Source organism: Pseudoalteromonas aliena SW19 (assembly GCF_014905615.1).
GTDB classification, from domain to species: Bacteria; Pseudomonadota; Gammaproteobacteria; order Enterobacterales; family Alteromonadaceae; genus Pseudoalteromonas; species Pseudoalteromonas aliena.
The window spans coordinates 38,536-52,375 of the sequence record NZ_AQGU01000022.1; the positions used below are offsets into that span (position 1 = coordinate 38,536).

11 protein-coding genes are annotated in these 13,840 nt (G+C 37.4%); 9 read left to right on the forward strand and 2 right to left on the reverse strand.

From position 1 onward, the window contains the following. The first annotated feature begins 12 nt into the window (after positions 1-12). The 4 genes from trmB to arcA all read left to right on the forward strand — a co-directional run bounded on the left by trmB (position 13) and on the right by arcA (position 4,786). Positions 13-738, forward strand: a complete 726-nt coding sequence (gene trmB / locus PALI_RS02355; RefSeq protein ID WP_138584172.1) for a tRNA (guanosine(46)-N7)-methyltransferase TrmB — start codon at positions 13-15, stop codon at positions 736-738. A 64-nt stretch (positions 739-802) separates the two neighbouring features. Next, on the forward strand, positions 803-1,828 hold the full coding sequence (locus tag PALI_RS02360) for a methyltransferase (RefSeq protein WP_193154769.1): 1,026 nt from the start codon (positions 803-805) through the stop codon (positions 1,826-1,828). Between the two features lie 139 nt (positions 1,829-1,967). Continuing rightward, entirely contained in the window at positions 1,968-3,572 is a 1,605-nt protein-coding gene (locus PALI_RS02365; RefSeq protein ID WP_138584170.1) for a sensor histidine kinase, read from the forward strand. Positions 3,573-4,069: 497 nt separating this feature from the next. Continuing rightward, positions 4,070-4,786, forward strand: coding sequence for a two-component system response regulator ArcA (gene arcA, locus PALI_RS02370; protein WP_077537035.1), 717 nt, complete (start codon positions 4,070-4,072; stop codon positions 4,784-4,786). A gap of 16 nt (positions 4,787-4,802) precedes the next feature. Here the strand turns inward: arcA and arcB are convergent, their stop codons facing one another. Continuing rightward, positions 4,803-7,121 carry an aerobic respiration two-component sensor histidine kinase ArcB gene (arcB, locus tag PALI_RS02375; RefSeq protein ID WP_193154771.1) on the reverse strand — a complete coding sequence of 773 codons (2,319 nt, stop codon included), beginning with the start codon at positions 7,119-7,121 and terminating at the stop codon, positions 4,803-4,805. Between the two features lie 233 nt (positions 7,122-7,354). Here arcB and folE2 point away from each other — a divergent pair, with 233 nt between their 5' ends. From folE2 to PALI_RS02395, 4 genes are all read left to right on the forward strand, one after another. Continuing rightward, positions 7,355-8,275, forward strand: coding sequence for a GTP cyclohydrolase FolE2 (folE2, locus tag PALI_RS02380; RefSeq protein ID WP_193154773.1), 921 nt, complete (start codon positions 7,355-7,357; stop codon positions 8,273-8,275). A gap of 109 nt (positions 8,276-8,384) precedes the next feature. After that, complete coding sequence (locus PALI_RS02385; RefSeq protein WP_193154775.1) at positions 8,385-8,981, forward strand: DUF2726 domain-containing protein; 597 nt, start codon at positions 8,385-8,387, stop codon at positions 8,979-8,981. Between the two features lie 110 nt (positions 8,982-9,091). Next, positions 9,092-9,799, forward strand: a complete 708-nt coding sequence (gene mtnN, locus PALI_RS02390; protein WP_193154777.1) for a 5'-methylthioadenosine/S-adenosylhomocysteine nucleosidase — start codon at positions 9,092-9,094, stop codon at positions 9,797-9,799. Next, a complete protein-coding gene (locus PALI_RS02395; protein ID WP_193154779.1) occupies positions 9,800-10,744 on the forward strand; it encodes a cobalamin biosynthesis protein CobD/CbiB in 945 nt (314 codons plus the stop codon). 234 nt (positions 10,745-10,978) lie between these two features. On the opposite strand, the gene tyrS is transcribed toward PALI_RS02395, so the two are convergent. After that, positions 10,979-12,178: a tyrosine--tRNA ligase gene (gene tyrS, locus PALI_RS02400; RefSeq protein WP_077537029.1), complete on the reverse strand. Its 1,200-nt coding sequence runs from the start codon at positions 12,176-12,178 to the stop codon at positions 10,979-10,981. 323 nt (positions 12,179-12,501) lie between these two features. Here tyrS and PALI_RS02405 point away from each other — a divergent pair, with 323 nt between their 5' ends. After that, positions 12,502-13,815, forward strand: coding sequence for a peptidoglycan DD-metalloendopeptidase family protein (locus PALI_RS02405; RefSeq protein ID WP_193154781.1), 1,314 nt, complete (start codon positions 12,502-12,504; stop codon positions 13,813-13,815). Positions 13,816-13,840: the final 25 nt, after the last annotated feature.

Genomic DNA, 13,840 nt, shown 5'->3' on the forward strand with positions numbered 1-13,840 from the left:
CAGGCCAATAATATGAGTGAATCAAGCAACAGTAATCTTGAGCAAGCTAAGCAAGAAGGTAAATACATCCGCACTATTCGCAGTTTTGTAAAACGCGAAGGTCGATTAACCAAAGGTCAAGCCGCAGCAATTGAAAAATGCTGGCCAACTATGGGCTTAGAGCATAAAAACGGCATGCTTAATTTAAGCGAAGTTTTTGGTAATAATAATGATGTAGTGCTTGAAATTGGTTTTGGTATGGGCAAATCGCTTGTAGAGATGGCAAAAAATGCGCCGCATCTAAATTTTATAGGTATTGAAGTACATCGCCCTGGCGTTGGCGCATGCTTAATGGACGCTGATGAAGCGGGTATTACAAATTTACGTATTTTTGAACATGATGCAATTGAAGTACTTGCAGATTGTATTGCCGATGAAAGCCTGACAACACTGCAATTGTTTTTCCCAGATCCTTGGCATAAAAAGCGCCATCATAAACGTCGTATTGTGCAAGCTGAGTTTGTTGAAAAATTAAGAACTCAACTAAAAGTGGGCGGCGTTTTTCATATGGCCACAGATTGGGAAAACTACGCTGAACATATGCTTGAGGTTATGAAAGTGGCTCCTGGCTTTAAAAATCAGTCAGAGACGAACGATTACGTTCCACGCCCAGATTTGCGCCCGTTAACTAAGTTTGAACAACGTGGTCATCGCTTAGGACATGGCGTATGGGATTTAATGTTTGAGCGCACTAAGTAATTAATAACTTTAAAGACTCTTTTTAACTCTAATAAAACTAAACATATGTAAGGCAAAGCCATTTATGAGCGTATTAACCAACCCTAGTTTACTGTTACTTCGAAATAGCGAGGAACTAACGGGTAAATCTATCTTGGTGGTCAACTTTGCTCAGGATGGCTTTTTAACTGAACTTAAAAAACTTAATCCGCAAAGTAAAATAACTGCATTTAGCTATAATCATGCCAATGGCGAATTTGCTAAAAATACGAAAGATGTTGATATTTTCATTGATCATACAATTTCAGGCCACAGCTACGACTTAGTAATTCTTTACTACCCCAAATCAAAACCTGAACTATTAATGACGCTCGATAACATTCGCGCAGTTATTACAACTGACGCCAAACTGTTAGTTGTAGGCGAAAACAAAAGCGGCGTTAAGTCAATTGAAAAACAATTGGCAGGTAAAACTGTTTATAGTAATAAAATTGATTCTGCAAAACATTGTGTTCTTTATTCTTTTTCTGAAATTAAACAACACCTTCGTTTTGATATAACTCAATACCATAAACAGTTTTTAGTCACTGTCGCGGATACAGAATTTACAGCAATTAGCGTACCGGGTGTATTTAATCACGGCGGTTTAGATATTGGTACAAAGGTACTACTTGAAAACGCGCCAACCATTAAGCAAGGTAAAGTGCTCGACTTTGGTTGTGGTGCGGGCTTAATAGCTACATTTTTAGGCTTAAAAAATCCAGCTCTAGATTTTATATGTAGTGATGTAAGTGCGTTGGCTACCTATGCAACTGAGCAAACTCTAAAGCTTAATAGCATTAAAGGCGAAGCTTTATTAAGCGATGGCCTTAACAGCATTACGGGTAAATTTGACCTAATCATTAGCAACCCGCCATTTCATACAGGCATATCTACTGATTACACAGTCGCTGAAGCTTTTTTATCAAACGCCAAGCAACATCTAACTAAGACGGGTAAATTGAATATAGTGGCAAACAGCTTTTTAAAATATACTCCGATTCTTGAAACGCAATTTGATAATTATCAAACCGTGTTCAAAAGCAACAAATTTGCAGTATACAGTAGCTAGATATTTATATGGGTTGGGTGATTTTGTGCTCAACCCTACTTACGAATAGATATAATGTTTAATTTTTTCCTCCATTTCCCTTCGCCTTTGCTAAACTTAAATTTCAATCAGTACAATTAACTCAGTCGACGATGACATAATGCCTAAAAAAGTACATCAAAGCAGTATCCGCAAAGCATTAATAAATTTAATCATGCTGATAACCGCTATTTGTTTATCGTTATCTATCTCTATTTCCACTTATTTAAGCGTAAAAGAACAGAAACAATTAATTATTAGTAAACTTGTTATCCTCTCTGAAATTGTGGCTTTTGATGCTAGTAACTCAGTCATCAATGATGATCGACAAACAGAAGAAAAACGATTGAAGTCGTTTGATAAAATTCCACTAATAAAAAACATTCATATTTATTCTATTGAAAAAAAATCACAGCAACCTGCATTTTTTATCAGCTTTAATGCAAAAAAAACACCACCTGTACCGCTTAAAATAGACAGTATAAATGAATTAAAAACGCCCAATATAGTAAATGATCACATTGAACTTATACGCCCTATTTATAATAATAAAGAACTCGTTGGCTATGTTTATATGCGCGGCAGCCTTGAAAGTTTAGATGACTATATAAAACAAAAAATCTTTATTGATATATTATTGACCTTATTAATACTCGTTGTTGTTTATTTCATCGCTATTAAGGTACAAAAACGAATTGCTAAACCTATTGAGCAGCTGAGTATGCTTTTGCAGGATGTATCTAAAAATCATAACTACGATGCCCGTGCACCTGCAACAAACGTGAAAGAAATTACTGCACTTTCTAATAGCTTAAATATTATGCTAACCAGAACTCAACGACAGCTAAAGCGACATGAAAAAGATAAAGAAGAAATAAAACAACTTAATCAGAGCCTTGAGGGAAAAGTAAATCAACGAACAATTGCACTCAGAGAAGCCAATCAAGAATTGCTCGCAACATTAGAGCGAATGCATCAGTATCAGACGCAAATTGTTGAAAATGAAAAAATGGCTTCCCTCGGACAAATGGTTGCAGGGGTAGCTCACGAAGTTAACACGCCTATAGGGCTTGGGATCACAAGTTCAACTTTATTACGTGATAAACTCGCTGATGTTCGAATTAGTTTTGATGAGAAAAAACTAACCTCCAATCAATTGAAGCGCTTTATAGATGAAGGCATCGAAAATTTAGATTTAATTTATCGTAGTTTAAATCGCGTCGCCGATTTAATTTCCAACTTCAAAAAAGTAGCGGTTATTCAAGATGACGGTGCTAAAATACATATTAATATTCATAAACTTATTAGCGATATATTAATATCAATACATTCCGAGCTGATTGTAAAAAAACCTACAATTACAATTAACTGCCCCACTGACTTAATCGTCCAAAGCAAACCAGAGCCCTTACAGCAAATATTTCAGCAGCTACTACTCAATTCAATTATTCATGGGTTTGTAGGCATTGAAAATAATAAAATAGTTATTGATATTGAACAAGCACAAGAGCATATAATTATAACCTACAGCGATAATGGCCAAGGTGTTGATAAAACAATTCAACATCGAATTTTTGATCCCTTTGTAACATCAAAAAGAGGGCAAGGCGCGAGTGGGCTTGGCATGCACTTAGTTTACAATTTAGTAACTCAAGCGTTAGGCGGTAGAATTCTATTTGATTTAGAAGAAAAACAGGGAACCCGATTTATAATTACAATACCCTAAAATAAATATTACTAAAAGTGCATAAACTTAAGGTTTGTACTTGAATTACGACTTTATGGCCTCATTTAAGAGGCATGTGGTGTATAGTGAAAAACTATTTAATTTCATTAAATAATTAATACAAAATACTTTATGAACTTTATCGTATTTGTGATATCACATACATTGATGAAAGGTTAGAAAATGATATAATTTCGCTTTGAATTAGTCTGATAATTTTAAATATCTTTATATCGTTGATGGATGTATCAACTTTTAGAGAAAATCGCTTCGACGCTTATAATTCAAACAGCTGCATCCGCTAATATATCGATTAAACAGTAGTTTTTGCATAGCCCTTTTTAGGTAGACTTTGGATCCCTCTACTGTTTTATTTTTATCCAAATTGTTTTTACTTGTTAACAATTAGATAAGATTCTATAATCTCTAGCAATTGATTTTTATAAAATAAGATCGGTTTTTTTGTACGTAAAACAATCCAAAAAGGTTAATAAATAATGCAAACGCCAGTCATTCTAATCGTAGAGGATGAAGACGTAACTCGACTAAACCTCGTTAGTTTATTTGAAGCTGAAGGTTACAAAGTTATTGAAGCCATTGATGGCGATGATATGCATGACAAGCTTACAAATAATGATGACGTCAATCTTGTAGTTATGGACATCAATCTTCCAGGTAAAAACGGCCTTATATTAGCCCGTGAATTACGCCAAAAGCGTAAAGTAGGCCTTATTTTCTTAACTGGCCGTGATAACGACGTTGACCGCATTTTAGGTCTTGAAATTGGTGCAGATGATTACATCACCAAACCATTCAACCCACGTGAATTGACTATTCGAGCTCGTAATTTAATTACTCGAACAGCTCTAGGCGGTGAAGAATCAACACTAGAAACAAATGGTGTTATTACGTTTAATGGCTGGGAACTTGATGAGAATAGCCGTTGCCTTACTTCTCCAAGTGGTGATGCTAAACGTTTACCTAAAGGTGAATATAGAGCATTGCGCTTGATGCTTGATTCTCCAGGTCGTATTTTTAGCCGTGAGCAATTAATCAAACATATGACTGGTCGTGAACTTCGCGCAAATGACCGAACTGTTGACGTTACTATCCGTCGTATTCGTAAGCATTTTGAAAGCGACAACTCAACGTCGGAGCTAATTAGCACCATCCACGGTGAAGGTTATCGCTTTATAGGTAAAATCGACAGCTAATTAAAATAATTCACTGTTATTCTAATTGTTGTAAAAATAAATGAAGGGCTTGTTGCCCTTCATTTATTTTATCTGCTAATACATTCAACCACTCTTTTAATACATCATCAGTTTCCTCTGTAGCACCATGCTCCATGACTTTTGCATGTAATTGCACATCATTTAAGCCAACCGAACCTGCCGCTCCTTTGAGCTTGTGCGCTACAGATTTGTATTCTTCTCTATCACCTGCATTTAATGAAGTCAGTAGCTCTTGCTGATACTGTGGATTAAGTTTTTCAAATAACTGACTACTGCGCCTAAATACAACTAAGCCCATAGAGTTAACAAAGTCTTCAATTGTTTCAGCATCGAGTAAATGCGCATTAATACCAATAAGAGCCTCATCACTTACTTTTAATTGTGGTGTACTACTCTCAATTTGCTTTATATCAAATAAATCAGCCAGCATTTTATCAAGCTTTACAGTATTAATAGGTTTTGCGAGCGCACCTTGTATAGATATACCTTTAAGCTCTTCTTCTGCACTTCTTACATTAGCCGTCAGTGCCACTATTGGTAATTTATCAAAATGGCTATCTGCTCTTATCTGCCTCGCTACTTCATCGCCATTTATATCAGGCAATTGCATGTCGAGTAAGACTAAATCTAAATCATCTTCAGTTTCGACAAAAGACAAAGCGTCTTCGCCCGTTTCGGCCCACAGTACTTCATGACCTCGCTGCTCTAATAAGTTAGTTGCAATTTCAGCATTAAGCGGCACATCTTCTACCAATAAAATATAGAGTCCACGGCCAACATAACTTTGCTCTGTTGGTGCTATACATAGATTGAGTGGAATTTGGACTGTAAAGCAGCTGCCCTCACCTTCGCTACTTTCAACGGTGATCACACCTCTCATTGCACTAACCAGCGCTTTGGTAACCGACAAGCCTATTCCAGAGCCAATGGCATTAGTCCCTTTTAAATCAGGTGCTTTATAATACATATCAAATATACGCGGTAGCTGCTCTGGTGGAATACCTTGGCCTGTATCTGATATTTTCATTATTAGCCAAGGGCCTTCAATACGATTCTCACGCACACATTCAAGTTTAACTTCACCGCTTTGAGTAAACTTAACTGCATTATTTATTAGATTCCAAACGACTTGACGCAAACGAGTAGGATCGAGCAATGCATAGATATCAAGCATACCGCTGCGCTCAATATTAAATTCAAGATCTTTTTGCTCAGCAATAAGTCCCGCAAAATTAACAACATCGTTTATAAAGTCAGAGACATTAATAGGATTAGTTGCTATATCAAGCTGCTCTCTGTCTATTTTGTCTAGATCTATAATATCGTTAAAAATATTACCTAGCGTTTCAGCGCTCGAAAAAATAGTATTACTCCAGCTACGCTGTTGTTTATCTAGATCTGTATCAAGCAGCATACGCGTTAACCCTACAATACCATTTAGCGGTGTCCGCAATTCGTGGCTGAGGGTGGCAATAAATTTCCCTTTATCTTTATAGGCGGTTTCGAGTGCTTGAGCGGCCTCTTTACGGCTCGTAATATCACGGCCAAAGCCAAGTAAGCCAATATAATCACCTTCGTCATTAATGAAAGGAAGTTTACGCAACTCAAACCAACGTTTTTCACCTTCAACATCGTAGCCAACATCAATTGTTATCGCTTGATGGGTTTGCTCTACCTGCTTATCTGTTTCTAGTACTTCAGACAAAAACTCACTTGGAAACGTTTGCTCTGCCGTTTTACCAATAAGCTCAGCACTCGTTTTACCCATCACCTCTTCAAACATTTTATTACAACCCGCAAATACGCCATTATTATCACGGTAATAAAATAAATCAGGGGACGAATCAACAATTGAGCGTAATAACATACCTTGCTGCGCAAGCTCTTGCTGCGTTTTTTTACGCTCTGCTATCTCTTTACGAAGCTCTTCAATTGCACGGTGTTTAGCATGAAACGCCATTTTACGTTCGTCGATCTCAACATTTAATCGACTAATGTTATCTTTGAGTGTTTGGTTTAATAGTTTTTCCTGCTTAGTAGCACTATCAAGATAAGCATACGAAGCATCTAATTGACGAATTGAATTTAATAATACACTGATGACTAACGGAGAAACCACTGCGGTAAAAAAGATGACGGCTAAAATATCAACAAGGTGAATTTCCCCTATAGCCACATAATAAAACATGCTTGATAAAATAAGCGACGCTGTCAGAAATAGCGTATAGCAAGCAACGGCCGCTTTAAACTCACCAAATCGAGTTATCAGGCTAGAAAGAATTCGAACCCAAGGGCTCAAAGAGTAATCGGTCATAGTTAAGTTTATCTCTTAGCTGTGTGCTTAAATATAAATAGAGCAGAACAAAATACTAAACATATTATTTTCGCCGATTTTAGCATTTTTCTATTCGCTATTTTCATGTTGTGCGACAAAAATAGAAAAAATTCACCTTTGAAGATAGCGACAGTTAAAAGTCTTCGTTTCAGCCAGTGGTTATTTCATGTAAAATACGTCGCTTTATCATTGCTAATAACGAGTAACATACCATGCAAACTAACATGCCCGACATAGCCGACACGGCTCCCGCCTTACAAACCGGTAAGTTAGACTGGGTTGGCATGGCTGAAATTGAGCTGCCATTTATTTTTGAATCGCGCGACCTTGCTCCTGTTACCGTTAATGCGAAAGCCCGCGCATTTGTAAACTTGCATAAAGAAGATGCTAAAGGCATTCATATGTCGCGCTTATATTTAGCACTCGATGTACTTTCAACCGAGCAACAAGTTAATCCGCAGACGTTAGCTAACACACTCAATACCTTTATTAGTAGCCATGAAAATCTCAGTGACAAAGCGCAAATAGAATTTAAATTTGAATTACCACTGCGCCGAAAATCACTATTGAGTGGTAAAGTCGGCTGGAAGAGCTATCCATTAACATTAACCAGTACTATTGAGCACAATATAATTAGCTATGAGTTAACCGTCGATGTTACCTACTCATCAACTTGCCCATGCTCGGCAGCTCTCGCGCGTCAGCTTATACAAAATGCATTTAACGAAAAATTCAATCAAGATACATTAAGTCAAAAAGATGTTCACGAATGGCTTGGCACTACGCAAGGTATTGTTGCAACACCTCATTCTCAGCGTTCAATTGCTAATGTAAAGGTTAAACTCAACCGTGATATTAACGAGTTTGATGTTATAAACTTAATTAATACTCTTGAAAATGAGCTAAAAACACCTGTTCAGGCTGCTGTAAAGCGAGAAGACGAACAGGAATTTGCTCGTCTAAATGGCCAAAACCTGATGTTTTGTGAAGACGCAGCTCGCAAAATAAAAGCGAGTCTTGAAGCAAGCAACTATGCCGATTATTGGTTGCAAATCAATCATTACGAATCATTACATGCTCACGATGCCGTCGCGATAGCAGTGAAAGGAATTGAAAACGGATACAAAGCGTAAATTCAATTACATATAAATAAGATACGGCGGTAAATTCTTAACTGGCACTATTTAGGCACATAAATTGCTATATAAAATTAGTGTCAATTTGTTGTTGTGGAGTTACCGTATGGAGTTCGCTTTATTATCAATTTTAGTATTAGTGGTAGGCGCATCAATCTTTGTGTCAAAGTTTAATGATGATGGCGGAAACCCTTATCCTTTTACGCGTAAGCAAAGTGTATTTACGCAAGTAGAAAGTGCGTTTTTAAATTTACTTGAACGTGCTGTTGGCGACCAATACAAAATAGTTAGCCGCGTTAAGCTAATCGATGTAATTGACTGCAAAGAAGGTTTATCTGTTAAATCTAAACGAGCAGCAATTGCTAAGGCAAAAAACAAACAGCTTGATTTTGTATTAATAGATAAAGAAAAAATGACCATAGTGGCTGCCGTTGATCTCGTAAACAACGCGAATAAAGACGGTCATAAAGCACAGCGAGATTGGTTTGTTAATGGGGCATTAGAAGCAGCCGGCATCCCACATATTCGTATGAAAGTAAAATCAGGGTATCGCCCTTCAGAAGTGCGCGATGCCATTATGTTTAAGCTTGGTAAGCTTGGCTCTTCACAAACGCAGCGTCCTGTTCGTAACCGCGTCAGCAAACCAGCGGTGCTATCACCATCGCAAGCTAAAGCTCATTCTACTGCATTAGCTGAAATTTAAATCGGGCATTAATACATAAAAAAGCGAGCTGTTTAAAACTGCTCGCTTTTTTGTTTTTTATAACTAACTTCACGTATAATAAATTTATTCAAACTCAGGAATTTAAAACTATGAACGTTGGTATTATTGGCGCAATGGAGCCAGAAGTTAAAATTTTGCGTGAAGCCATGCAAAATCCACAAATTTTGACTAAAGCAGGTTTCACTTTTTATACTGGCGAATTGGCTGGTAATACAGTCACACTCGTTCAATCTGGTATTGGAAAGGTAGCCTCAACTATTGCAACTACCTTACTTATCGATAACTTTAAACCTGATTGTGTTATCAATACGGGTTCTGCAGGTGGTTTTGATCCATCACTTAGCGTTGGCGATGTAGTAATTTCATCAGAAGTGCGTCATCACGATGTAGACGTAACTGCTTTTGGTTATGAGATTGGCCAAGTACCACAAATGCCAGCAGGTTTTACAGCTCACCCTAAATTGGTTGAAGCTGCGCAGCAAACAATTACACAAATTAGTGATGTTAAAACCTTAGTAGGTCTAATTTGTACTGGTGATACATTTATGTGTGATCCTGTACGTATTGATAAAGCACGTAATGACTTTCCTACAATGCTTGCTGTTGAAATGGAAGGCGCTTCAATAGCGCAGACGTGTTTTGCACTGAGCACCCCGTTTGTGGTTATCCGTTCGATGTCAGATATTGCTGGCAAAGAATCTCCGCAGTCGTTTGAAGAATACCTAGAAACCGCATCAATCAATTCATCTAAAATGGTTGTTGCACTTCTAGAAGAACTAACTGCTGTTAAGCTTTAAATGCTTAGCAATATTGTTCAAAACCATTTGGACTTTATTGCCTTTATTATAGCGCTCCTTGCTGAGCGCTTTATTCCTTTAGTTAGTTGGTATCATCCGAGTACAGCCTTAGTCGCTATTTTTCGCGCAATTGGAAAGCGTACTTATAAACCTAAAGAACCTGATAACTATCAATACTTGGCCGCAATGCTAGCTAGCACGCTTATTTTAAGTATTGTACTCATTATTGTTGTACTAATATTAGAGTTTGCTTTTTACCCTGAACTACTCGCAGGGCTTATTTTATACCTCTGCCTAGAAAGCAAAAGCGTAGACAAAAAAGCGATTCGCATTGCAAAGTTAACTAAACAAAACCAAAAATCTGCTGCTCGCGAACTTTTAAAGCCGCTACTGGCCCGTGATGTGAGCCAACTCTCTGCCCCTGGAATTATTAAAGCACTCATAGAGGGCTTAATATTACGCAGCGCTCGTTATTACTTTGTTGTTATATTTATATTTTTAGTACTTGGCCCAATAGCTGTGCTCGCCTATCGATTATTAACTTTGATTCAATATGCATGGCGTTCTGAAATAACTCCCAACAGTCCTTTTTTAGCACCACTTAAATTGATTCTCTTTGCTATAGAGTTTATTCCTATACGTTTACTTGCATTCACGGTGATTATCATTAATGAAAGTAAACTCGCGGTACATTATATAAAGCATTACGGCAGGCACTTTTATCAAACAAATACCGGTTGGCTGCTAAGTGCTTTTTCTGCCTCGCTGGGAATACAATTAGGGGGACCTGCGATATATTTTGGCAAACGATTTAATAAAATGCGTATTGGTACTGACAGACTTCCTGTTGCAGATGATGTGCCGACTATAATTAATAGGTTAAACCAAATTCGTGCATTTTGGTTGTTAGTAATTGTGGCTGTGGAAGTATTAAAAGTAATTTAATACCAATCTGCTTATATATGGGGTCTATTTAACGTTAAGAAAATCACGCTAGAACTAGGCAAAAATTTTTGTATCTAGTTGTTCTAAATGAAAATTTTTTAACTACGTTATAGTGCAATTTAATTCGTTAAATTGATCAAAGATTTACGCAGTTTAGTATAATTGCTTGTATAGACTAAAAATAAAAATACAAAAAAACCAGCCTAAGCTGGTTCTTTTGTTTTTAAACTGTGCTTAAGCAACCGTAATGTTTGCAAACTTACGCTTACCTACTTGATAAATAGCCGTTGTACCCTTTGCTATTTCAAGTTTAGTATCAGTGATTTTCTCTTCACCATTGAGTTTAACCGCACCTTGCTTAATCATCCGCATTGCTTCTGAAGTGCTTGCTACTAAGTTTGCTTCTTTAAGTAAATTAGCAATCAAAATAGTGTCATCTTCAGTTGTTACAGTCATATCAAGAATTTCATCTGGTAGCGCTTTTTTCTGAAAACGCTGAATAAAATCGTCATGGGCTGCTTGCGCATCAGCCGCACTATGAAAGCGAGTTATTAACTCTTTTGCCAGTTCAATTTTGATATCGCGTGGGTTAGTTCCCTGCTCAACACGTTCTTTTTGAGCTGCAATTTCGTCTATAGAAAGCGCACTTAACAAATCGTAGTAACGCCACATTAGCACGTCACTAATTGACATTATTTTACCAAACATATCATTTGGCGCATCAGTAATGCCAATGTAATTGCCAAGCGATTTAGACATTTTTTGAACGCCATCAGTGCCTTCCAGCAATGGCATCATAAGTACTGTTTGTGGTTTTTGACCTTCAACTTTTTGAAGCTCGCGGCCCATTAATAAGTTAAAACGCTGATCGGTACCACCCAGTTCTACGTCTGATTCAAGCGCAACAGAATCCCAACCTTGCACTAAAGGGTATAAAAATTCATGTATTGCAATCGGCTGACCACTACCATAACGCTTTTTAAAATCATCACGCTCTAGCATACGCGCAACGGTTTGGTTTGCAGCTAATTTAATCATACCTGCAGCACCTAGCTTTTCCATCCAAGTAGAATTAAATGCAACCGTTGTTTTTGCAGGATCAAGAATTTTAAACACTTGTTCTTTATACGTCTCAGCATTAGCAAGTACGTCTTCACGAGTAAGTGGTTTACGCGTTACGTTTTTACCTGTTGGATCACCAATCATGCCGGTAAAATCACCAATTAAGAAAATAACCTCATGGCCTAAGTCTTGAAAAGTCTTCATTTTATTAATTAGTACAGTGTGGCCTAGGTGTAAATCAGGTGCCGTTGGATCAAAACCAGCCTTAATTTTTAACTTTTTGCCCGACTTAAGTTTTTCAACTAATTCGTCTTCAATTAATATTTCTTCTGCACCGCGTTTTATCTCTGCTAGAGCGGTTTGTAAATCCACTTTGTATTACTCCAAAATTCTGCCGACGAAGGGGGCGACTAGTTACTTGCGCAATCTCGGTTTAATAAGCTTTAAACCGAATCTATATATGTAGCTAACATAACAAATTTTTAATCAATTTAAACAACTTTTTGATCGATTCATGCAACTAAATAAAAACAAAGCCGTCTTAATTTGTTACGCAGTTAAAAAAGGTTTTAAAAGCCCGATTTTAGCGCAATTTGGCGCCAGTTTAAATCTACAAAATACTGGTATTCGTAGATTATTAGGTATATCCTGCAATATTACGTATTTATTATCTTGACAGCAGGAAAAGGCACTTTATGGTTCACGTGGTTAACACGCTCCCCAAAAAACACAAATTGCTTATCTTAGGCCTAGTTTCTGCGATCATCGGCTTGACCTTTCTTCCATCCGAAAAAGCAACCGCTTCCAAAGACAACAGTGCAAACGCACTAGAAATTGGTAAGCGTTATGAATTACTCGTTAAAGTTGATAGCAAAGAAAAACTAACAGAGTTAAATTCAGAGCACGCCGCAGAAAAACTACCTGAGTATAATCTAGTCGATCACCAAGTTAAAAATGGCGACAACTTAGCAATCATATTTAAACGCGCAGGCTTTTCAGCTCAAACGCTCTACAAGCTTGTTAATACTAATGCCGAAACGCAAAAGCTTACTAAAATCCACCCAGGAGAAGTATTAAGTTTTGCAACGTCAGCAGATGGCGAGCTCGCTCAATTACGCTATGTTATTTCTAAAACCGACACATTATTTATTACTCTAAATGATGAAGGTAACTACGATACAGCCATCGATAGTAAAGAAATTGAAACTCTAACAAAAACGGCTGGTGGCGAAATAGCTAACAACTTTTGGACCTCCGCCATTGCAGCAGGTTTAAGTGAACGCCAAATAATGAACTTTGCTGATATATTTGGCTGGGATGTTGATTTTGCAAACGACATTCGCAAAAACGATCAGTTTGGTTTAATTTACGAGTCTCATTACGTAGATGGTGAATTTATTGGCACTGGTAAAATTATTGCAGCTGAATTTATTAATCAAGGGCAACGTTTTTCTGCTATTCGTCACACCGATGGAAGTTTTTATACGCCTGAAGGGCGTAGTATGAAAAAAGCATTTTTACGTGCACCTGTCAGCTTTAAATATATTAGTTCGAGCTTTAACCCTCGCCGCTTACACCCAGTGACAGGAAAAGTTAGAGCTCACCGAGGTATCGACTTTGCAGCACGCACCGGTACACCAGTCGTTGCATCTGGTAACGGTAAAGTAATTAAAGCGGGTTACAGTAAATACAATGGCAACTACGTATTTATTAGCCACGGTACACAATACGTAACTAAGTACTTACACCTAAATAAAAAACTAGTTAAAACAGGGCAAAAAGTTAAACAGGGCCAAAAAATTGGTACTGTAGGATCTACTGGTCGTGTTACTGGCGCGCATTTGCATTATGAGTTTTTAGTCAACGGTGTTCATCGTAACCCTAAAACGGTAAAGCTACCTAAATCTGAGCCATTACCGCGCTCAGAACTTGCTAAATTTAAACCTATTGCAGATAGCTTTATTGCCCAACTTGAGCGCAATCGCGAGCTACAATTAGCACTTAGATAAAGTTTATTTATAAGTATTAAAAAAG

Excerpts from the sequence above, each read along its gene's own strand:
- folE2 (WP_193154773.1), top strand. The coding sequence starts at position 7,355 with ATGCAAACTAACATGCCCGACATAGCCGACACGGCTCCCGCCTTACAA.
- arcA (WP_077537035.1), top strand. The coding sequence starts at position 4,070 with ATGCAAACGCCAGTCATTCTAATCGTAGAGGATGAAGACGTAACTCGA.
- PALI_RS02360 (WP_193154769.1), top strand. The coding sequence starts at position 803 with ATGAGCGTATTAACCAACCCTAGTTTACTGTTACTTCGAAATAGCGAG.
- PALI_RS02405 (WP_193154781.1), top strand. The coding sequence starts at position 12,502 with ATGGTTCACGTGGTTAACACGCTCCCCAAAAAACACAAATTGCTTATC.
- PALI_RS02365 (WP_138584170.1), top strand. The coding sequence starts at position 1,968 with ATGCCTAAAAAAGTACATCAAAGCAGTATCCGCAAAGCATTAATAAAT.
- mtnN (WP_193154777.1), top strand. The coding sequence starts at position 9,092 with ATGAACGTTGGTATTATTGGCGCAATGGAGCCAGAAGTTAAAATTTTG.
- PALI_RS02395 (WP_193154779.1), top strand. The coding sequence starts at position 9,800 with ATGCTTAGCAATATTGTTCAAAACCATTTGGACTTTATTGCCTTTATT.
- arcB (WP_193154771.1), bottom strand. The coding sequence starts at position 7,121 with ATGACCGATTACTCTTTGAGCCCTTGGGTTCGAATTCTTTCTAGCCTG.
- PALI_RS02385 (WP_193154775.1), top strand. The coding sequence starts at position 8,385 with ATGGAGTTCGCTTTATTATCAATTTTAGTATTAGTGGTAGGCGCATCA.
- trmB (WP_138584172.1), top strand. The coding sequence starts at position 13 with ATGAGTGAATCAAGCAACAGTAATCTTGAGCAAGCTAAGCAAGAAGGT.